This window comes from Pasteurella canis (genome assembly GCF_900454865.1).
Classification (GTDB): Bacteria; Pseudomonadota; Gammaproteobacteria; order Enterobacterales; family Pasteurellaceae; genus Pasteurella; species Pasteurella canis.
The window spans coordinates 598,648-620,451 of the sequence record NZ_UGTV01000015.1; the positions used below are offsets into that span (position 1 = coordinate 598,648).

At 37.0% G+C, this 21,804-nt stretch carries 12 protein-coding genes; 4 read left to right on the top strand and 8 right to left on the bottom strand.

Translation table 11 applies throughout. The annotated features are described in order from the left end of the window. Positions 1-37: 37 nt before the first annotated feature. The 6 genes from nrdB to dacB form a co-directional block, all read right to left on the bottom strand. Positions 38-1,168, bottom strand: coding sequence for a class Ia ribonucleoside-diphosphate reductase subunit beta (nrdB, locus tag DYE19_RS03445; RefSeq protein WP_049214194.1), 1,131 nt, complete (start codon positions 1,166-1,168; stop codon positions 38-40). 280 nt (positions 1,169-1,448) lie between these two features. Then, positions 1,449-1,541, bottom strand: a complete 93-nt coding sequence (locus DYE19_RS03450) for a methionine/alanine import family NSS transporter small subunit (protein WP_049214196.1) — start codon at positions 1,539-1,541, stop codon at positions 1,449-1,451. Next, on the bottom strand, positions 1,541-3,049 hold the full coding sequence (locus tag DYE19_RS03455) for a sodium-dependent transporter (protein WP_115322622.1): 1,509 nt from the start codon (positions 3,047-3,049) through the stop codon (positions 1,541-1,543). Before DYE19_RS03455 ends, DYE19_RS03450 begins: the two co-directional genes overlap by 1 nt. Before the next feature lie 320 nt (positions 3,050-3,369). Continuing rightward, positions 3,370-5,640, bottom strand: coding sequence for a class 1a ribonucleoside-diphosphate reductase subunit alpha (gene nrdA / locus DYE19_RS03460; RefSeq protein ID WP_115322623.1), 2,271 nt, complete (start codon positions 5,638-5,640; stop codon positions 3,370-3,372). Between the two features lie 452 nt (positions 5,641-6,092). Next, on the bottom strand, positions 6,093-6,881 hold the full coding sequence (locus DYE19_RS03465; protein WP_115322624.1) for an MOSC domain-containing protein: 789 nt from the start codon (positions 6,879-6,881) through the stop codon (positions 6,093-6,095). 1 nt (position 6,882) lies between these two features. Continuing rightward, positions 6,883-8,346, bottom strand: coding sequence for a serine-type D-Ala-D-Ala carboxypeptidase (gene dacB, locus DYE19_RS03470; RefSeq protein WP_115322625.1), 1,464 nt, complete (start codon positions 8,344-8,346; stop codon positions 6,883-6,885). Positions 8,347-8,512: 166 nt separating this feature from the next. On the opposite strand from dacB, the gene greA reads away from it, so the two are divergent. Next, positions 8,513-8,989: a transcription elongation factor GreA gene (gene greA, locus DYE19_RS03475; RefSeq protein WP_049214206.1), complete on the top strand. Its 477-nt coding sequence runs from the start codon at positions 8,513-8,515 to the stop codon at positions 8,987-8,989. 410 nt (positions 8,990-9,399) lie between these two features. Then, on the top strand, positions 9,400-17,358 hold the full coding sequence (locus tag DYE19_RS03480; protein WP_115322626.1) for a YadA-like family protein: 7,959 nt from the start codon (positions 9,400-9,402) through the stop codon (positions 17,356-17,358). Between the two features lie 120 nt (positions 17,359-17,478). Here DYE19_RS03480 and yhbY read toward each other — a convergent pair whose 3' ends face one another. Then, positions 17,479-17,781: a ribosome assembly RNA-binding protein YhbY gene (gene yhbY, locus DYE19_RS03485; protein WP_065518436.1), complete on the bottom strand. Its 303-nt coding sequence runs from the start codon at positions 17,779-17,781 to the stop codon at positions 17,479-17,481. Positions 17,782-17,917: 136 nt separating this feature from the next. Here yhbY and DYE19_RS03490 point away from each other — a divergent pair, with 136 nt between their 5' ends. Then, a complete protein-coding gene (locus DYE19_RS03490) occupies positions 17,918-18,877 on the top strand; it encodes an AEC family transporter (RefSeq protein ID WP_115322627.1) in 960 nt (319 codons plus the stop codon). 68 nt (positions 18,878-18,945) lie between these two features. Here the strand turns inward: DYE19_RS03490 and DYE19_RS03495 are convergent, their stop codons facing one another. Next, positions 18,946-19,776, bottom strand: coding sequence for a D-hexose-6-phosphate mutarotase (locus DYE19_RS03495; RefSeq protein ID WP_174694521.1), 831 nt, complete (start codon positions 19,774-19,776; stop codon positions 18,946-18,948). Positions 19,777-19,874: 98 nt separating this feature from the next. On the opposite strand from DYE19_RS03495, the gene yoaA reads away from it, so the two are divergent. Continuing rightward, the gene (yoaA, locus tag DYE19_RS03500; RefSeq protein ID WP_115322628.1) at positions 19,875-21,794 is read left to right on the top strand and encodes a DNA repair helicase YoaA; all 1,920 of its coding nucleotides are present in this window, start codon (positions 19,875-19,877) and stop codon (positions 21,792-21,794) included. The last annotated feature ends 10 nt before the right edge of the window (positions 21,795-21,804 follow it).

Consider the following 21,804-nt stretch of genomic DNA (forward strand, 5'->3'; position numbering starts at 1 on the left):
TTTTTGTTAGAAAAGTGCGGTCTATTTTTAGCTAATTTTATAGATCAAAATCACCAAAGTCTTTTGTATCAACTTTAGAGTCAATTTGACCAACAAGGTAAGAACTCACTTCAACTTCTTGTGGCGCAACTTGTACATTGTCTGATACTAACCATGCGTTGATCCATGGAATTGGGTTTGAGCGAGCTTGGAATGGCAATGGTAAGCCTACTGCTTGCATACGGATATTGGTGATATATTCAACATATTGTACCAAAATATCACGGTTAAGACCGATCATTGAACCATCTTTAAATAAATAGTCAGCCCATTCTTTTTCTTGTTCAGCAGCCGCAACAAATAAATCGTAAGCTTCTTGTTTACATTCTTCCACAATTTCAGCCATTTCTGGATCATCTTGACCTGATGCCATAATATTTAAAATATGTTGAGTACCTGTTAAATGTAATGCTTCATCACGTGCGATAAATTTAATGATTTTTGCATTACCTTCCATTAATTTACGCTCAGCAAAAGCAAATGAACAAGCAAATGACACATAGAAACGAATTGCTTCAAGTGCATTAACACTCATTAAGCATAGATAAAGTTGTTTTTTAAGATTGCGTAATGTAACGATACATTCCTGTCCATCAACAGTATACGTCCCTTCACCATAGAGTGTATAGAGCTGTGAATCACGGATTAAGTCATCGTAGTAAGATGAAATATCTTTAGCGCGTTTAATAATTTCTTCATTAGTCACAATATCATCAAAAATAACTGACGGATCATTGACAATATTGCGGATAATATGTGTATATGAGCGAGAGTGAATAGTTTCAGAGAATGTCCAAGTTTCAATCCAAGTTTCAAGTTCAGGAATGGAAACTAATGGCAATAATGCAACGTTTGGACTACGACCTTGAATCGAATCTAAAAGAGTTTGATATTTTAAGTTACTGATGAAAATATGCTTTTCATGATCTGGTAAGGCTTGATAGTCAATGCGATCTTGTGAGACATCGACTTCTTCAGGACGCCAAAAGAAAGAAAGTTGTTTTTCGATCAGTTTCTCAAAAGTCTCGTATTTTTGTTGGTCATAACGAGCAACGTTCACGTTCTGACCAAAGAACATTGGCTCTTTTAATTGATCGTTCTTGTTTTGTGAAAAAGTGGTATAGGCCATTTTGTTTTCTCCATAGTAAAAGTAGCTAAAAATTTGCCGCACTTTTGATGAAATTAATAGACGATGGCTATTTTACCCAAGTCATAAAATTTAAGCTAGAGAAATGACAATATTTCTCATTTGTTTATAGATAATGCGATATTATATTTTTTATAATATATTGTTTTATAAGCTAAAATGTTTTTCAGTATGTAGAAATGATTGGGCAGGATTGCGATAGAATTACATTTAGAAAAAATCAGCACCATTGCTGGTGCTGATTAAAATATAGTCGTCTATTTTATTCTTTTGGTAATCGAGAGACAGAGATGATTAAGCCGCCCCAGATGATAGCCAATGCGACTAACATCATGATAATTGCACTAGTGCTCATTATTTATCTCCTTTTGTTGAATCAGTTAAATATTTCCAAGGTAAGCGTGATAGTAAGAAAGCGATTACCCCTAAACCAATTGCCATTCCCCAGCCAAATGTGTTTACAAACCAATCTGGATAACCACCATAACCTTCTGTAGCAACTTTATTGATCTCAGTAAATAGCATATAAACAAGCACAGTTGACGTTACAGTACCAATTAATACACGCCATACTACCCCGACTTTGAATGAGGAAGTTTCATTAATGTGTGCAGCTAAACCTGACAAAGACTCATTGATTAAGATGGCATAAATCACCATGAGACCTACGGCAACGATACCGAAACTATTCACGAATTTATCTAATACATCTAATACAGGTAAGCCTGTCGTTGTACCAAATAATAAGATTGAAATAAATGCCATTGGTGTACAGACTGCAGCTGTAGCAATAGAGCGACGCAATCTTAATTTATCTTGTACTGCTGCAATAATCACTTCTAAGATCGACATTAAGGAAGTAATACCCGCGAATAATAATGAGCCAAAGAATAATACTCCGATAACCGCGCCGAACGGTGCTTGGTCAATAATAGCAGGAAATGCAATGAATGCTAGACCAATACCCGATGTTGCTACCTCACTTACTTCTTTACCACCTGCTGTTGCCATAAAGCCAAGTGCAGCGAATACCCCAATACCTGCGAGTAATTCAAAGCTACTATTGGCGAAGCCAACCACTAAGCCCGAACCTGTTAAATCACTTTGTTTTTTCAAATAAGAAGAGTAAGTGATCATGATTCCGAAACAGATAGATAATGAGAAGAAAATTTGCCCATAAGCGGCAACCCAAACAGTTGGCTCTAATAGTTTAGACCAGTCAGGTGTGAATAACGCATCTAAGCCTTTAGTTGCACCAGGTAAGAACAGTGCGGTGATAACTAAAATGACAAACATGATCGTTAATAATGGCATAAAGAATGCAGCGGATTTGCCGATTCCTTTTTGTACACCTAATGCTAAAATTGCTAAAATGAAAAGCCATACAGCGACTAATGGTCCAGTGATACTGCTTACGAAATCAAAACTGATGGAAACGCCTTCTGCCATTTGTAAATAGTCTTTAAAGAAGAAGCTAGCAGGATCTGCACCCCAAGCACTATTTAACGAGAAGAAAGTGTAAGATGCAGCCCAGCCAAGAATAACGGCATAGTAAATACCGATGATCACATTGATCATAACTTGCCACCAACCAAAGGTTTCAAAATTTTTATTTAGCTTACGAAAAGCAAGTGGGGGAGATGCTCGATATTTATGACCGATCGCATAATCAAGAAATAAAAGTGGAATACCTGCAGTTAATAATGCGACTAAGTAAGGGATGATAAAAGCACCACCACCATTTTCATATGTTACATAAGGAAAACGCCAGATATTTCCTAGCCCAACAGCAGAACCGATTGCCGCAAAAATAAACGCTTTACGTCCAGAGAACGTTTCGCGACTTTGAGATGATGTTGTCATAATCACAACCTTTGTTTTTGTTAGTTTTGGTTAAAAAAATGTTAGGATTTAGAAATATAATGAAATATTGCTTTGAGTCAATAGGAATAAATGCTTTATTTTGGTGAATAAATTACATTTTACAAGATTTATATTCTGTATTTTAATTTATTTTTAGCTTTAAATATTAAGAAAAATAATTTAACAAATTTAACAACTGTGTTTATACATGCTTAAGAGAGGAAAAAACTAGCAAAACTCGTTTAAAAAAGGATAAAAAAAGTGCGATCTTTTCATTAAAAAGACCGCACTTTCAGTAAGTTAGATTGTTTTATAATCAATTAGATTTTACACGCACCGCCTGAGCAGCCATCATCAATGTCTTCCTGACCATCGTCTGCGCCATCACGTGTGTTTTGATAATAAAGTGTTTTTAAGCCATATTTATAAGCAGTTAACAAATCACCCAATAAGCGTTTCATTGGTACTTTACCATCTTCAAAACGTTGTGGATCATAGTTAGTATTTGCAGAAATAGCTTGGTCAACGAATTTCTGCATGATACCGACTAAATGTAAATAACCATCATTATTTGGTAAATCCCACAGTAATTCATAGTTTTCTCCCAAAGTTTCGTATTCAGGTACAACTTGTTTAAGGATACCATCTTTTGATGCTTTCACACTGACATGGCCTCGTGGTGGCTCAATACCATTCGTGGCATTAGAAATTTGCGATGACGTTTCAGATGGCATTAATGCAGTTAATGTTGAGTTACGTAAACCAAATTCTTGGATATCTTTACGTAAGGTTTCCCAGTCATAATGGAGTGGTTCTTTCGTTAAGCTATCGATGTCTTTTTTATAAGTATCAATTGGTAAAATGCCTTGTGCATAAGTTGTCTCATTAAAGTACTCACAAGCACCAAGTTCTTTAGCTAAATTCATTGAGGCTTTTAATAAGTAATATTGAATCGCTTCGAAAGTACGATGAGTTAAATCATTAGCACTACCATCAGAGTAACGTACACCATTTTTCGCTAAATAATAAGCATAGTTAATCACGCCAATACCTAATGAGCGGCGAGCAAGTGAGCTTTTTTTCGCAGCAATAACAGGGTAGTCTTGGTAGTCAAGTAGCGCATCTAATGCTCTTACAGCAAGATCTGATAGTTCTTCTAATTCATCTAAGTTTTCCAGTTTACCTAAATTGAAAGCAGATAATGTACATAACGCAATTTCACCATTTTCATCATGTAAATGCTGTAATGGTTTTGTTGGCAACGCAATTTCTAAACATAAGTTAGATTGGCGTACTGGCGCGACAGTCGGATCAAATGGAGAATGGGTATTACAGTGATCGACATTTTGAATATAAATTCGTCCTGTTGAAGCGCGCTCTTGCATAAGCAATGAGAATAATTCAACAGCTTTGACTGAACGTTTACGAATACTTGGATCTTGCTCATATTGTAAATAAAGCTGTTCAAATTTGTTTTGATCCGCAAAGAACGCTTCATATAGTCCTGGTACATCTGATGGGCTAAAGAGCGTAATATCACCGCCTTTAATTAAGCGTTGATACATCAGCTTATTTAACTGCACACCATAATCCATATGACGCACACGATTATCTTCTACACCACGATTGTTTTTTAGTACTAATAAACTTTCCACTTCTAAGTGCCAGATTGGATAGTAAACTGTTGCCGCACCACCACGGACTCCACCCTGTGAGCAGGATTTTACTGCGGTTTGGAAATATTTGTAGAACGGAATACAACCTGTATGGAAGGCTTCACCACCACGAATCGAGCTACCTAAGGCACGAATTGCACCCGCATTGACACCAATACCTGCACGTTGCGAAACATATTTGACAATTGCTGAAGCTGTTGCATTAATAGAGTCAAGGCTATCGCCACATTCAATTAGGACACAAGAACTGAATTGACGCGTTGGTGTGCGAACCCCAGCCATGATTGGTGTAGGTAAAGAAATTTTAAAAGTTGAAGTTGCGTCATAAAAACGGCGAATATAGTCTAAACGAGTCTCTTGTGGATATTTAGAGAATAAGCTAGCAGCGACTAATAAATAGAGAAATTGTGCAGATTCGTAAATTTCACCTGTGACACGGTTTTGGACTAAATATTTACCTTCAAGTTGTTTGACCGCAGCATAAGAGAACGTCATATCACGCCAGTGATCAAGATAACTATCCATTTCATCCCATTCTTCACGCGTATAATCCACCAGTAGAGCGGGATCATATTTGCCCATGCGTACTAATTTTTTAACATGATCGTAAAGACGAGGTGGATCGAAATGACCATAAGCTTTTTTACGTAAATGAAAAACAGCCAAACGAGCAGCTAAATATTGATAATCTGGACTTTCTTTACTAATTAAGTCAGCAGCAGCTTTGATGATCGTTTCATGAATATCAGAAGTACGGATCCCTTCATAAAATTGAATATGTGAGCGTAGTTCTACTTGAGAAACGGAAACATTATCCAATCCCTCAGCGGCCCAAGTAATAACACGGTGGATTTTATCAAGATCGATCGGTTCAAGATGCCCGTCACGTTTAGTGACTTTCAATGCTTTATTCATATTGCTGACCTATTTCTAGAATTGTGAAAACACAAGATATAGTTATATATTGGAAAATTGGATACAAGATAATGTGCTTATAACTAAAATTCAAGCAGTAAATTTTTTACTTGAATTATTGACATGGAATAACTTATTTATAAATAAGTAAAATTTTTATTGGTCAGAAAAATTGAATTATTAAAATTTGTGCACTAGATCAAATTTTATTTTTGATAGCGTTTTCAATATAAAAAGTGCGGTCAATTTTGACAAAACTTCGTATTAAACTCCACTATTTGAACATCTAAGCTGAGCTTATTTAGGCATTTTTATATTTATTGATTACTAGGCAACGTTATAAATTGAGTATTAGTTCATTTCTACGTCTTTTTATGTCATAAACAATTAAATGAGAGAACTTTAAATCTTTATTCTGTTTATGACGGGGGAATTCCCCCCTATCATTGTATTTACTCAATAATTTCAATCTTATCATGAAGACGAATAATACCCGTATTGAGTGGGATAAGATTAATGCCAAATAAGGGTTGACCATCTACATTAGTATTGATCTTTTTTAATGTACGAAAAGGTTCCATCTTCGCATCAACAGTATTTTTATCAGGATCGCGAGCTGTTAAAATACAGCGTGTGCAAGACTTAACATTCGAAAAAAGCACATCGCCAATTTTGATCTGTTTCCAAGTTTGCTCAATAAAAGGATGTTCAGCATCAATCACAATATTTGGACGAAATTGCAGCATTTTGATCTGAGAAGGACATTGTGTTTGAACCTCTGTCAGACTAGCTTGTGTGGTGAGCAAAATAGGATAGCCATCTGCAAAAGAAACAGGGGAATCTGGTTGACGTTTAGTGTATCGTTGTGATTGTTCTCCGATCCAACGTAGTTGGACCTGCCGTCCGATTTTTTCACTAAACCACTGATTAATATGTGCTTCTGCAACCCAAGATAGAAAATGATTTCCCCACACCTCTGATTCAGACTGTTGTTGAAAGTGACGATAATACACCGTCAGCATATCGCCGTCTTTATATTGAATGTGTAGCCCTAAAGGAATTGGAAATGTAAAGAAATGATATAATTCAGGATCTTTTCGTGCACTAATAAATTTACCATCTAGTTCGGTTAACATAAACTCACGATCAAAGTTTAACCCTTGTGGTTGGACGACAGCTTGAGAAACTTGATAAGCTTGTGTCGATTTTATTGGGTAGAGATAAAGCTGTGTAACTTGCATATTAATCCTGATAAATTGCGTTATAAATATGGCTTTCAAATTGTACTAATGGGGCACGTTTAGTTTTTTGCTCAAAATCCCCCGTAGAATAGCCATTAATAAATTGGACGAAAGCGATTTTTTTTCCCTGTTTATTAGTCATAAAACCAGCTAGATTATAAACACCTTTTAATGCACCTGTTTTAGCACTGACGTTCTTAACTAATGGTTCGTTGATAAGTGATCCTCTCCCCATTAATGTGCCATCTACACCAGCAATGGGAAAAGTATCAAGTAAGTTTAATGTAGTTTCATTTTTAGCAATATATTCTAAAACTTGCAGTAATGTTTGCGCAGAGATCAAATTATGGCGTGATAAGCCAGAACCATCAGCAATAATAGCATTACCTAATTTAATACCTGCTTTACTCTGTAAAATGTGTCGCATCGCTTGACTTGCTAATGGGAAAGATGCAGGGCGTTTATAATAGTGATAAGCAATGGTTCTAAATAGTGCATCTGCAATTTGATTATCTGATTTTTTCATCATTTTTTTGATTAAATCAGGTAGTGGTTTTGATAAATGTTGTGCAAGTAATTGTCCAGTTTGTTGTTGATAAGGTTGTTTTACTTTGCCATTAAATTCAATTCCTAAACGCGTTAAGTTTCGTTGGATAATTGCAGCCGCATAGGCATTTGGATCTTGAATCGCAAAGCTCAAACCAAAAGGCTTATTTTTTCGAGATAAGCATCCTTTTAGCTGGTAGCGATTATTGTCTAATACAACCGCATCCAATTGACAGTAACCAGCTTCTTTTGGGGCTGAAATATAGACTTGTCCAAAAACTTGCACAGGATATTGAGCGGGAATAATAATTTTTGCTTGTTCGCCTACAGGATGATTTGCGTCTAGTTCAACATAAAAACAGTTATTATCAATATTGACTGCGGCTGGTGGTGCATTAAAACACATCGTTAAGTCATTCCAAATCCAGCCCAAACCACGATCGTGGCTAGTAAATACTGAAGTATCTAAAATTAAATCACCTTTGATTTTATTAATTTTTTGTTTTTTTAACTGGGCGAGTAACTGATATAGTTGACCACTTGTGAGATCAGGATCACCAGTAAAACGAATAATTAAGTCACCTCTTAGCTCATGATTTTGTACTTTCCCATTTGTCAATAAGCTAGTCTCAAATTGAAACTGATCACCTAATGCTAATTTCGCAGTTAATGCGGTCAGTATTTTTTGTGTACTCGCTGGGAGCATAAAGGTTGTTGAATTATGATCAATAATCATTTGATCGCTTTCTACATTTTTAGCAATGAAAGCAAAACTCGTCCCTTCTGGTAAATGTGTGGAGATTTCTGTCATATCGATCTTGGCAGAGAGAGGATAACTAAAAAATAGCACTAATGTGAAAAGAGCACTTTTTAGTGCGTTTAGAAAAAGTGCGGTTAAAAAAGAGGATACTTTGTACATAATTAGTCCGAATAGTTGCTATTTTTTCCTAGAAGAACAATAATAGTATTTGAATCTTCGAGAGTAAATCAATCCTTTCTCGTAATTAATTATTTTTAACCAATCCACAGCATAGTGAATAACCATGTTGCGGTTTGTTTTTATCTTAAAGGAAGAAAAAAAGAATATGAAACAAATTCCAATGACGATACGTGGAGCAGAACAATTAAGGCAAGAACTTGACTTTTTAAAGAATACACGCCGTCCAGAAATTATTAAAGCGATCGCAGAAGCACGTGAACATGGCGATCTTAAAGAAAATGCAGAATATCATGCTGCCCGAGAGCAACAAGGGTTTTGTGAAGGACGTATTCAAGAGATTGAAGGAAAGTTAGCTAATAGCCAAATTATTGATGTCACTAAAATCCCAAATAATGGCAAAGTAATTTTTGGATCGACGGTGGTTTTATTTAACATAGATACTGAAGAAGAAGTCAGTTATCAAATTGTAGGTGATGATGAAGCGAATATTAAAGAAGGGTTAATTTCAGTTAATTCACCTATTGCTCGAGGTCTAGTAGGGAAAGAAATCGATGACATAGTTTCAATTCAAACACCAGGTGGTAAAGTGGAATTTGAGATTATTGAGGTTAACTATTTATAGGTAGTGACAGCTCTTTTCTTTAAAGCCTGATTTCTGTATAGATATCAGGCTTTTTTTATGATTTTACCTAAAGACTGTGATTATATGAAAAAAACCATAACTTATTGATAAATAATATTTATTTCTACTATGTAAATAATGTTTTTTATGTAAATTTTATCTAAATGGAATATTACTTAACTTTACATTTAATTTTTTCTTTATATTTCAATTGGTTAATATGCATTCTCTTTTTGATCACTATACACTCAATTTACTTACCTAAAAATAAATGCTCCAATATTGTCGATTTAGTGTCCTTATTGCTCAAGGACTATCAGTTACAGATTATAGATTTAGTGTTTATTTGTATTATCTCGCGTTTAAATCTATCTCTAATTTAATATTTTCTATCCAAAGGGGCTTTTTTTATGAATAAAGTTTATCGAGTTATATGGAGTCATGTAACTAATACTTTTATTGCTGTATCGGAGTTAACAACTTCAAAAGGTAAGGTGAAATCGTATAGCGTTTTACCTTCTCATCAACAAGCACAAGTTAGTACAAGTATTCCAACCTCGTTTAAACTAAGTGCCATAGCTGTACTCTCAATTTTAACTTTCTCACCAGCATCTGTGATGGCACAGGATGTGAATGCAAATAACTTAACTGTTAATAATACAGCTACTTTTAATGGGACAGCTAATTTTAATAATGTTGTTATTACTGCAGGGAACGTCACAGCAACAACTTTAACCGTTGGTGGTAAAAATGTTGCGACGACAGCGGATTTAGCAAATAAAGCAGATCAAAGCAAAGTAGATGAGTTAACAACAAAAGTTAATGATAAGGCAGATAAAAGTAAAGTAGATGAATTAACAACAAAAGTTAATGATAAGGCGGATAAAAGTACAGTAAATGCTTTAACTACAACAGTTAATACTAAAGCGAGTCAAACAGAAGTAAATCAACTTAAAGTAGATAAAGTAGATAAAACAACTTTCGATCAATTAAGTAAATTAGTGACTTCAATCGGTGTTACTGATGGTACAGAATATACGGGCATTAAATATTTCCGTACTAAGTCAACACTTGAGGATGCCTCAGCGACAGGTACTAATGCGATTGCAGTAGGACCTAAAGCCGTTTCTTCAAAAGATGATGCCTTAGCTGTTGGGCATTTCGCAATCGCAAATGCTGAGAAGTCAGTTGCTGTGGGTAATAGTACTTATGCTGTAAAAACTGCAAATAAAGGGGTGGCAATTGGTAATGATGCCCGAGTAGGTTCTAAACAAGATAGCGATGTGGTTTATGATGGCTCATCCTCTTATGTGATTGGTGCTGGAGACGGTGAAAGTTCAGTTGCTATTGGCGATAAAGCTATCAGTAGAGGTAAAGCAAGTATTGCGATTGGTAAAGATGCGATTACATCAAATAAAGATCTTAAAAAACAAATTGCTAGTAATAATATTGCAATCGGTACGAGTGCTCAAGCAATAGCGAGTGATAACTCAATTGCATTAGGTAATAAAGCAAGAACAAATAAAGATTCTGATTCATCAATTGCAATTGGTGATGGTGCTGAAACTGAAGCAGCACATTCTTTAGCAATGGGTACTACCTCTAAAGCTCTTGCTGAGGCAGCACTTGCTTTAGGCAAAATCGCTGAAGCTAAAGGCACCAACTCTATTGCAATGGGGAATACTTCAAAAGCAACGGGTGATAATTCAGTTTCAATTGGTAGTAACAGCCAAACATTACAAGGTAATACAGTTGCAATAGGCTCCTCTGCAATGGCTCTTCCTGATAGGACAATTTCGATTGGTCTAAATGCGGGTAAAGGGCAAGAAGCAGATACAACAGGGACTAAACATTCTCAAATTAATATTGGGGAGAATTCAGGTGAAGGTGTTATTGGTCAATTAAATATTGGTATTGGTGCTCACTCAGGTAAAAATGTAGTGGGTAAACATAATATTGCATTGGGTAGTTATGCTGGTACGAATTTAAAAAACTCTGAAGAAACTTCAGGAGCTAACGTTTCTATTGGTCATGAAGCAAATAAATATGATGTATTAACCGCTGTACAAAAGTCAACTGTAGTTGGTGCACAAACTAAAGCAGCATCTCGTTCTACGGCATTAGGTGCTGAAGCAACAGCTTTAGGGTTAGATGCAGTTGCAATAGGTATTACTTCAAAAGCAGAGGGGAATAAATCTGTTGCGATTGGTGCAAATTCTACAGCAGATTCAAATAATGTGGCATTAGGAGCGACTTCTCGTGCTGTAGCAAAAGAGGGAGAGGGATATTTAACTGGTAAACGTTCTTCATTAGTTGTTTCTGTGGGACACCAAGATGGTAATGCAGTAGATCAGCATATTTTACGTCGTCTTGTGAATGTGGCTGATGGTGTGGATGAGCAAGATGCGGCGACAGTTGCACAACTTAAAAAGGTCACTGCAAAAGTAACAAGTGATTTACAAGCGCAGTTTAATGCCTTATCACATTCTCCGACAGTGTCTGAGATTAAATATGATACCGTACCTCCGTCTCCAACAACTGGCGCAGAAAATAAAATTACATTAAAAACAAAAACACGTATTTCTAATGTTGCACCAGCAGAACTTGATACCGATGCAGTGAATTTAGGGCAAGTTAACCAAATTGTGAATAAGAATAAAGCGCATTATTTTAGTGTGAATGATGCTGGAGTGGATCCTGTTCCAGGTAACCGTGACAATGATGGAGCAACTGCAAAATTAGCAATGGCTATTGGGCAAAATGCAGCAGCAAAAGCAGAACGCAGTGTAGCGATTGGTAATTATACGACAGTAAATGGTGAAGGTTCTATTGGTTTAGGAACTTACTATAAAGGCAGCCCTGAATTAGATGATGGTGTAACAAGAGAAAGTGAAACTACAGTTACAAAACCATCAAAAAATGTGAAATATGGTATTGCAATTGGTGCAGGAACAACTACTGATGGTAATAACTCTATTGCTATTGGTAGCTTAGCTGCAACGTCAGATAAAGATCCAAATGCTAATGTAGATAGAGCGATTGCGATTGGCTATAACGCAGTATCTTCAGCAGAAAAAGCGAATGCTATTGGTGATCGTGCGGTTGCTAACTCATTAAAAGGTAATGCGTTTGGTAGTCAAGCATTATCAGCGGCAGAATCTTCTACTGCTATTGGTACTGAGTCAAAAGCCGAAGGTATTAATGCTTATGCGCTAGGCACTAAATCACATGCTAAGGGATTAAATTCTATTGCATTTGGTACTAATCAAGTAGTGAGTGGACAAAACTCAGGTAGTATTGGTTATGCGGGCAATATTGGAGATAAAACAGCAACTGTAATTAATGGTGAGGGAACGTATTCTTTAGGTAATACGAACAGCACTTTAACCGCAAACGAGAGTGGTATTTTCGGGAATAGTAATGAAATTAAAGCTAAAGAAAATGCGCGTGTTGTTGGTAACAAAAACTTTATTGGTGCAATTGAAGAAAAAGCTCATGTTCCAGGAACGCCTCCTGCGGCACCAGCAAATGATCTAAAAGATATTTATGTTACTGGTTATGATAATAAGATCAGTAGTGATAAAAAATTGGCTAAAGATTTAAGTGGGCTATTTGTTTATGGTCATGGGAACGCTATTGCTCAGTTACCAGATCCAGACTCAACAGAGGAGTTTACATTAACTAATTCTTCTGTAATTGGGGCAAATAATACTTTGAATACAAAAGGGGAAAATTATTTTGTCTTAGGTAATAATGTCACCGCAACATTAGAGAATTCTGTGTATTTAGGCGCCGCTTCTGCTTATACAACGGGTAACTCTACTTCGGGTATGAATATTTATGCAGATATGGCAAATGGACTCAATAAATCTGGTTACACTTTTGCAGGTTCAAAACCAGTAGGCGTAGTAACAGTTGGTGATGTTGGTAAGGAGCGCCGTGTACAAAACGTTGCAGCAGGCTTAGTGACTGAAACAAGTACTGATGCGATTAATGGTAGTCAGTTATTTGCTTTAACTCGCCCATTGCGTTTTGCTGGTGATAACTCTACTTTAACAAATCAAGATGGCAAGCCAAACGGTGATACTAATGTTGTTTCTCGTAGTTCAAACCAAGCAATTGATATTACAGGTGGTGAAACAGATACTAATAAATTAACTGCTAAGACTGATAAAAATATTGGTGTTATCGTTACTGATGATAACTCAATGGAAATCAGATTAGCTAAAATACTTTCTAACTTAACAGAAGCAACTTTTGGTAGTGGAAATGACAAAACTACGATTAATAAAGATGGTGTGACCATTGTTAATAATGGTAAACCAAATGTCAGTTTAACTGATACTGGTTTAGATAATGGTGGCAACAAAATTGTTAATGTTGCTGAAGGTACAGCAAATACTGATGCAGTTAACGTCAGTCAATTAAATAAACTTAAAGCAGAGGGCTTTGGCTTAACTGGTGAAGATGGTCAAACGGTTAAACAAGCTTTAGGCACAGCAATTAAAGTCACTGGCGATAACAATGTTAACACTAAGATTCTAAAAGAGGGTAATAATGCAACTGGTTTAGAAGTTAGTTTAGCTAATAATATTAAATTAGGACAGGGTACAGAAACTGCTACTGGTGAAGCGGGTAAATTGACGTTAACTGATAATAAAGGTAAAGATCGTGCTGTGCTTGATGGTACAGATGGCTCTCTTACTTTAACTGGTAATGCATTACCAGCAGGTACAGCTCCAGCAGAAGTACCAAGTGCGAAGATTAAAGTGACTAAGGGTAAAGCGAATTTAGCAGATACACCAGATGCAGATCCTAGCTCTGCACCTAACAATAAAACCCGTATTACCTATGAAATTCCAGCTGCGACTGGTGGTACAACAACAGTTGAAGAGTTAGCTACACTTAATGATGGTTTAAAATTTGGTGCGAATGCAGGTGATGTACATGATGCTAAACTGAATACACGTGTTGATGTAAAAGGTAAAGCTACAAACACAACTTGGGATAACTTTGATGCAGGTCATAATATTATGACTCAGATTCAAGGTAATACTATTACTGTCGCATTAGCGAAAGCATTGTCAGGGTTGACTAGTGCAACATTTGGCGATTCTACTACGAATCCAAAAGATATTGCAGTGCTCAATAAAGATGGCTTAACTATTACTCAGGGTGATAACACAGTCAGTTTAACTGATAATGGTTTAGATAATGGTAATAACCAAATTAAGAATGTTGCCAGTGGATTGACGAAAGATGATGGTAGTGCAACAACATCTTTAGCTGATGCTGTTCAAACCAATGGTGTGAATGTTGGAGACTTAAAAACAGCAATTGATAATATCACTGCTGGTAATGATGGAAATGGTAATAACAATCCATTAGGCGGCTTTGGCTTAAAAGATAAACAAGGTAATACTTTTAAACAAAACTTAGGAGATACTGCAGCAGTTATCGGTGATGCAAATGTAAATACAAAAGTTGTTGATTTTACTGATCCTAAGACGAATACGAAATCTAAAGCCCTTGAGGTGAGCTTAGCTAACCAATTATCTTTAGGTAAAGGTCCAGATGCTAATGTGCCTAATGCAAAAGGTGAAGCGGGTAAAGTGACCTTAAAAGATGATAAAGGAGCAGATCGTGTTGTAGTTGATGGTGGTGAAGGGGCTATCTCATTAACGGGGCAGCCAAATCAAGCTGGTGGAGCAGCACCAACGGCGAAAATTAAAGTAGCTGAAGGAAATCCTGATTTAGCAAATACAGCAGATGATCCAAATAACCCTAATGGTAATAAAAAGACTCGTATTACTTATGAGATTCCAAATTCAACACAAGGTGGACAACCAACAGTTGAAGAGTTAGCTACACTAAACGATGGCTTAAAATTTGGTGCGAATGCTGGTGATGTTCATAACGCCAAATTGAATAGCCGTGTGAATGTAAAAGGCGCAGATAGCAATACAGACTGGGCTAATTTTGATGCGGGTCAGAATATTATGACTCAGATTCGGGGTAATACGATTACTGTTGCTTTAGCTAAAGCTTTAGCAGGGTTAGACAGTGCAACATTTGGCAATCCTGCTGATGGAAGTAAAGATGGCGCAGTCATTAATAAAGATGGCTTAACTATTACCCAAGGTGACAAAACTGTTAAATTAACTGAAAATGGGTTAGATAACGGTGGTAACCAAATTGTGAATGTTGCTACAGGTTTGAAAGATCGTAATGGTAATGATGTTAAATTAAAAGATGCTACAGGTGATGTTTTAACTAATGGTGTGAATGTTGGCGATCTGAAAAATGCCATTACTGATATTACTTCTGCTGGAAATGGTGGGTTTGGCTTGAAAGATAAAGCGGGTAATGAATTCAAGCAAGATTTAGGTACAGCTGCACAGATTACGGGGGATAGTAATATCAATACGAAAGTTGTTGATGTAACAAATCCAGATGGTAGTCAATCTAAAGCCCTAGAAGTCAGCTTAGCGGATAATATTACGTTAGGTAAACCAACGGAAGGTGGTGTAGAAGGCGTTGATGGTTCTGTTAAAGTCACTGGTAAAGATGGTGCAAGTGTAGTCTTAAATGGTAAAGACGGTACGATTGGTTTGACTGGTCCACGTGGTGCTGATGGTAAATCAGTTTCAACGGATATTGGTGTAAAAGCAGGTGCTGCTGGTGTTGATGGTACAGATGGTGCTAACGGTACAAGTAAAACACGTATTGTTTACACGTTGAAAGACAAAGATGGTAATCCTATTAAGGATGCAAGTGGTAAACCGATCACTGAGGAAGTTGCTACCTTAAACGATGGTATGAAATTTGAGGGCAATGATGGTACTGTTGTGACTCGTAAATTGAATGAAACATTAGGTATCAAAGGTGGTGTTGATGCAGCTACTGTCAAGGACAATACTAAAGTATCAAGTGGCAATGTCGGTGTGCGTGCTGTTACGGATCAAAATGGTAATCCAACAGGTAGCTTAGAGGTGGTAATGAAAGAACGTCCAGAGTTTTCAGGTATTGTCTTGAATGGTAAGGATGGTCAAGATGCCTCAATTAAGTTTACTGATAAGGACGGCAATGAGTCATTATCTATGACTACAACCAAAGATAAAGACGGTAATCCAACTTTGAATCTTACTAATCCAAACGCGGATAAATTCGTTAAGATTACTGGTGTAGCAGATGGTGATATTTCGCCAACGAGCAAAGATGCAGTGAATGGTAGCCAGCTTCATGCTGTGAAAGAAACCGCAGAGCTTGCTGCTTCGGGCTGGAATATTTCGGTTAATGACAATGCGAATAACAATGTATCTAACGTGAAACCAAAACACACTGTTGATTTGAACAATACTGATGGCAATATTGTGATCAGCAAAACAGTTGACAATGATAAGCATAATGTGACATTTGGTCTTGCAGATAGCATTAATGTGAAAGACTCTGTTGTTGTCGGTCCAAAAGGGGCAGATGGTAAACCTGGTGAAGGTGCTGTCGTCATCAATGCGAAAGATGGTGCGAATGGTAAAGATGGTATCAGTATCGTCGGTAAAGATGGTAAAGATGCGGTATCTATCAGTGGTAAAGATGGTGTGGGTACTATCGGCTTAACAGGTCCTGCTGGTGCAGATGGTAAAAATGCGAATGCGATCATTGGCGTGAAAGATAGCGTGAAAGGCTTAGATGGCAATGATGGTAAAGATGGCAATAGTAAAACACGCATTGTCTATAAAAAACCAGATGGCACAGAAGAGCAAGTGGCGACCATGAACGATGGTTTAGTGTTTGGTGCGGATAAAGGTACTGAGCACAAAGCGAAACTTGGTACAACAGTGAAAGTGAAAGGTGACGATAAAAATATCGAAACTGAAGTAGCAGGTGATACAATTCGTGTCAAACTGAAAGACAATATTGATGTGAAAGGTGTAACAGTTAGAGAGAAATTTACTGTAGAGAAAGGTGCAGCAATCAACATGGGTAACAACGTGATTAACGGTGTGGCTGATGGTGAAGTGAGTGCAACTAGCAAGCAAGCAGTGAATGGTAGCCAGTTACATAAAGTTCAACAACAGGTGAACAATAATACAACCGCAATCAATAAATTGGGTGATCACATCAATAAAGTTGATAAAGATCTACGTGCAGGTGTTGCAGGTGCAACAGCAGTTGCCTTCTTACAACGTCCAAATGAAGCAGGTAAGAGCCTTGTTTCATTAGGTGTGGGACATTATAAGAGTGAGTCAGCAGTTGCAGTCGGTTATGCAAGAAACTCTGACAACAACAAGATCTCGATTAAGCTGGGTGGTGGTGTAAATAGCCGTGGTGATGTTAACCTAGGTGGTAGTATCGGTTATCAATGGTAATTTTCTACTAAAATAATAAAACAAAAGGGTATTGAATGTGCAATACCCTTTTTTATATGAAAAATAAAACGGCATTTATTGCCGTTTTTCTTACTCTTTATTTCTTACTATTTATATTGATTATTTACGTGGTAATTGAATTTGGGGTTCTTGACTTGGGCGATAGAGGACTAAAATATGCCCAATAGTTTGTACTGTACAAGCTTTTGTCTCACGTACAATCGCATCAATAATTAATTGTTTTACTTCGCGATCTGCGCCTGCAATTTTGACTTTAATGAGTTCGTGATGTGCTAGTGCATTGTCAATCTCGGCTAATACACCTTCAGTTAAACCATTGTTACCGATCATCACCACAGGGTTTAAGTGGTGAGCAAGACCTTTTAAAAATTGCTTTTGTTTGGTAGATAATGTAATCGACATAATTTATCCTAATTAGAGAAAAAGTGCGGTCATTTTGGGTGAAATTTTGCATAATGACCAAAAGTGTTAATTGCGCAATTCTAACCGTAAATGGTGTTTAGAGAAAGCGATTTGATTCAATACAGGTAATATAAATATGCATAATACCGATTTTCTTTCCTCGTTCTTATTTTCAATGAGTGTTACTTTACCCACTGTATTAATGTTATTGCTCGGTGTGGTTTTACAAAGATTGCACATAGTAGATGATAAGTTTACAGGACAAGCAACAAAAATTATTTTTAATATTACTTTACCTATTTTGTTATTTTTAAATATTACGAGTAATCCAGTAGAGTTTCGCTCACAGTTATTACCCATTGCAGCAAGTTTCACAGGCACATTATTACTTTTTATTGTGGCAGAGCTAGTTGCTGCAAAGTTCATCGTGGAAAAGCAAGAACGCGGTACGTTTGTACAAGGTGTCTATCGTGGTAATAATGGCATTTTAGGTTTAGCATTATGTATTAATGCATATGGTGAGGCTGGGTTAGCTCCAGCTTCAATTTATGCGGCAGCGACGATCTTTTTATTTAATGTATTAGGCGTGATTACCTTAAGCCGTTCGTTTGCTGATGGACGAGTCAGTTTTTGGGGGATTGTTAAAAATGTCATTAAAAATCCTTTGATTATTGCCATTGTGTTAGGGTATGTGGTAAATGGACTTGAACTACAGTTTCCAAAAACATTACAAACGACGGGAAACTACCTTGCGAGTATGACGTTACCCTTAGCATTAATTTGTGCGGGAGCCAGTGTTAAATTCAATGGGAGCGCGAGTGGCTCTCGAACAGTGATTTGGGGAAGTATTGGGCGTGTGATTATTGCCCCTATTTTTATGGTCTGTATAGGTAAATTATTTGGTTTATCTGGTATGAATATGGGTATTTTATTTTTAATGGCAGCAACACCGATGGCGACTATTACTTATGCGATGGTACGTGGTATGGGCGGTAATGGTACCAGTGCAGCCAATATTATTGCCTTAACCACATTAGGTGCGATTATTACTTCTTCAGTGGGTTTATTAATTTTATCGCAATTAGGTTGGGTGTGACGAAGTGAATAAACGACTCGCTATAATTTAAAGTTAGAAAGAGGCTGAAAGGTCAGCCTCTAAAATTTTTATGAAACAGACCGCACTTTTAAGATTGCTGATACTTGATCCCCTTGTTTTAATTCTCGACTGATACGTCCAGTTTCTACACAAACCATGGTTTTATAGCCAGACTCACTCATACCACTTGTGGCTTTATGCCATGGATTCCATAACACCACATCAGATGCGTTATGATGCTCAATGGTGATTATGCGTTGTAATGCATTATCCACAATTGCCGTTCGTGCATTGTCAATATGATAAGTACTGTCGACATTTTCACTAATTTTACGTGGCGATGGGACGCTTTCTTGAGCTTTAGTGATATTACTAACAGCAGTCGTTGGTAAACCTTGTACTTCAATTTGTTGAATATCACCAATGTTGAAATAGCTATGTAATGCGACTTGTGCTATTTCCTGCCCATAATGTGTAAAAATAAGCTCACATTGTTGGCTAAAAATCATGTTAATTTTGGCTTCAATAAGATGATCTTCACTAAATAAACCGAATTCTAATTGTACTTGTTGTGCTTCAATTTGATAGTCCGTAAGTTGCCATAAACGGATTCGAGCGGTGCCATGAGAGGGGGACTTCACTGGACCAAACCAAGGATAGCAAATAGGAATACCGCCACGAATAGCATGACCTTGTTGAAAAAGCTCAATTTCACTGAGCCAAATAACATCTTGCTCAATACCCGCAGGTTTCCAGCTAAAGAGGTGAGCACCTTGTAAGGCAATTTGTGCAGTTCCAACAGAATGCTGTAAAACAATAACAGGAATTTGATGATATTGGTATAAGCTCAGTTCAGGAGTAATGTGTTTAATAAATTGGGGTTGGATTGGATTTTTCATAAAACCTCTTAATACTGTTTTTTTATTCAGTGTGTTGTTTAGTGGTCAGGGAAAATCTGCTAAACTATGTCAGAATGTTGAAATTTATCTGAAAAATAATGGCGAATATTGAACAAATAATCAAGGTCTTTTCTGAACAAGGTGCATTAAGTCAGCATATTCAAGGCTTCCGCCCTCGTGTAGAACAATTGGAGATGGCAAATGCGGTCGCAAATGCAATTAAAAACAAGAAAGCATTAGTCGTTGAAGCAGGAACAGGGACGGGCAAAACCTTTGCTTATCTAGCACCCACATTATTAGCAAACAAAAAAACGATTATTTCAACGGGTTCAAAAAATCTACAAGACCAGTTATTTAAACGTGATTTACCTGCAATTAAAAAAGCGCTTAGTTACACAGGAAAAATTGCCCTATTGAAAGGGCGAGCTAATTATTTGTGTTTGGAGCGCTTGGATCAATTGATCGCACAAGGTGTATTGGGTGATCGCACTGTGTTAGCCGATCTTGCGAAAGTGAGACAATGGAATAATGCGACTAAAACAGGCGATTTAACAGAATGTGTTTCGCTTGCTGAAGATAGTCCTATTTTTCCTCAATTGACCAGTACAGCAGAGAGTTGCTTAGGTACGGATTGTCCTAATTATGGTGATTGTTATGTAGCGGCGGCACGTAAGCGAGCATTAAATGCTGATTTAGTCGTGGTGAATCATCATCTCTTTTTTGCCGATATTGCAGTAAAAGAGACAGGGTTTGGTGAGTTAATTCCTCAAGCGGATGTCATTATTTTTGATGAAGCCCATCAATTACCTGATATTGCGAGTCAATATTTTGGGCAGTCGATGAGTTCTCGTCAATTATTTGATTTATGCAAAGACATCAATATTGTTTATCGTACTGAAATTAAGGATATGGCGCAGCTCGGTACAGCTTCGGATCATTTATTAAAAACAGTACAAGATTTTCGTTTAGTTCTAGGTGAGGGGAATTTACGTGGTAATTGGCGTGAGTTATTAACACAAACTGCTGTTAAAAACAGTTTTGAGCATTTACAAGAGAAAATTGACTTCGTTTCACAAGTTGTAAAATTAGCTTTAGGACGTTCACAAACCTTAGACAGTATTTTTGAACGCTTAGAAGCGATGAAAATTCAGCTAAAACGTTTAGCCAATACGTCTATTACGGGGCATTGTTATTGGTATGAAACAATGGGCCGTCAATTTGCTTTACATATTACGCCTTTAACTGTTGCCGAAAAATTTAATGAGGAAATGCAAAAACGAGAAAGTGCATGGATTTTTACGTCTGCAACCTTGGAAGTGGGAGGCAGTTTTGAGCATTTCTGCCAACGTTTGGGTATCAGCCATGCTGAACAGAAAATTTTACCGAGCCCATTTAATTATCCTGAGCAATCTTTGCTTTGTGTGCCTCGCTATTTGCCAACGAGTAATCAAACACATACCTTAAAACAGCTAGGAGAAATGTTGTTACCTGTGATCGAGGCAAATAAAGGCCGCTGTTTTGTACTTTGCACTTCTTATGTCATGATGCGCGGTTTAGCCGAGTATTTTCGTGAGCAGAGTAACTTATTAGTTTTATTACAAGGCGAAACGGCTAAAACAACGCTATTAGATCAATTTATTTCTGAGGAGCACGCCGTATTAGTAGCAACTTCAAGCTTTTGGGAGGGGATTGATGTACGCGGTGATGCGCTTTCTTTAGTGATTATTGACAAATTACCTTTTACTGCGCCAGATGAGCCTCTATTAAAAGCACGGATTGAGGACTGCCGTTTACAAGGTGGAGATCCTTTTAATGATATCCAAATTCCTGAAGCCGTGATTAGTTTAAAACAAGGTGTTGGGCGCTTGATCCGTGATATTAGCGATCGGGGGGTCGTAATTATTTGTGATAGCCGCTTAGTCACACGTGCCTATGGTGCGACTTTCTTAAAAAGCTTACCTAACTCAAAACGTACCCGTGATTTAAACAAAGTGGTACAATTCCTGACGAAAATTTAAGATGGATAAT

Bases quoted from the DNA above. Each gene is read 5' to 3' on its own strand.
- nrdB (WP_049214194.1), bottom strand. From the start codon at position 1,168: ATGGCCTATACCACTTTTTCACAAAACAAGAACGATCAATTAAAAGAG.
- DYE19_RS03450 (WP_049214196.1), bottom strand. From the start codon at position 1,541: ATGAGCACTAGTGCAATTATCATGATGTTAGTCGCATTGGCTATCATC.
- DYE19_RS03455 (WP_115322622.1), bottom strand. From the start codon at position 3,049: ATGACAACATCATCTCAAAGTCGCGAAACGTTCTCTGGACGTAAAGCG.
- nrdA (WP_115322623.1), bottom strand. From the start codon at position 5,640: ATGAATAAAGCATTGAAAGTCACTAAACGTGACGGGCATCTTGAACCG.
- DYE19_RS03465 (WP_115322624.1), bottom strand. From the start codon at position 6,881: ATGCAAGTTACACAGCTTTATCTCTACCCAATAAAATCGACACAAGCT.
- dacB (WP_115322625.1), bottom strand. From the start codon at position 8,346: ATGTACAAAGTATCCTCTTTTTTAACCGCACTTTTTCTAAACGCACTA.
- greA (WP_049214206.1), top strand. From the start codon at position 8,513: ATGAAACAAATTCCAATGACGATACGTGGAGCAGAACAATTAAGGCAA.
- DYE19_RS03480 (WP_115322626.1), top strand. From the start codon at position 9,400: ATGAATAAAGTTTATCGAGTTATATGGAGTCATGTAACTAATACTTTT.
- yhbY (WP_065518436.1), bottom strand. From the start codon at position 17,781: ATGTCGATTACATTATCTACCAAACAAAAGCAATTTTTAAAAGGTCTT.
- DYE19_RS03490 (WP_115322627.1), top strand. From the start codon at position 17,918: ATGCATAATACCGATTTTCTTTCCTCGTTCTTATTTTCAATGAGTGTT.
- DYE19_RS03495 (WP_174694521.1), bottom strand. From the start codon at position 19,776: ATGAAAAATCCAATCCAACCCCAATTTATTAAACACATTACTCCTGAA.
- yoaA (WP_115322628.1), top strand. From the start codon at position 19,875: ATGGCGAATATTGAACAAATAATCAAGGTCTTTTCTGAACAAGGTGCA.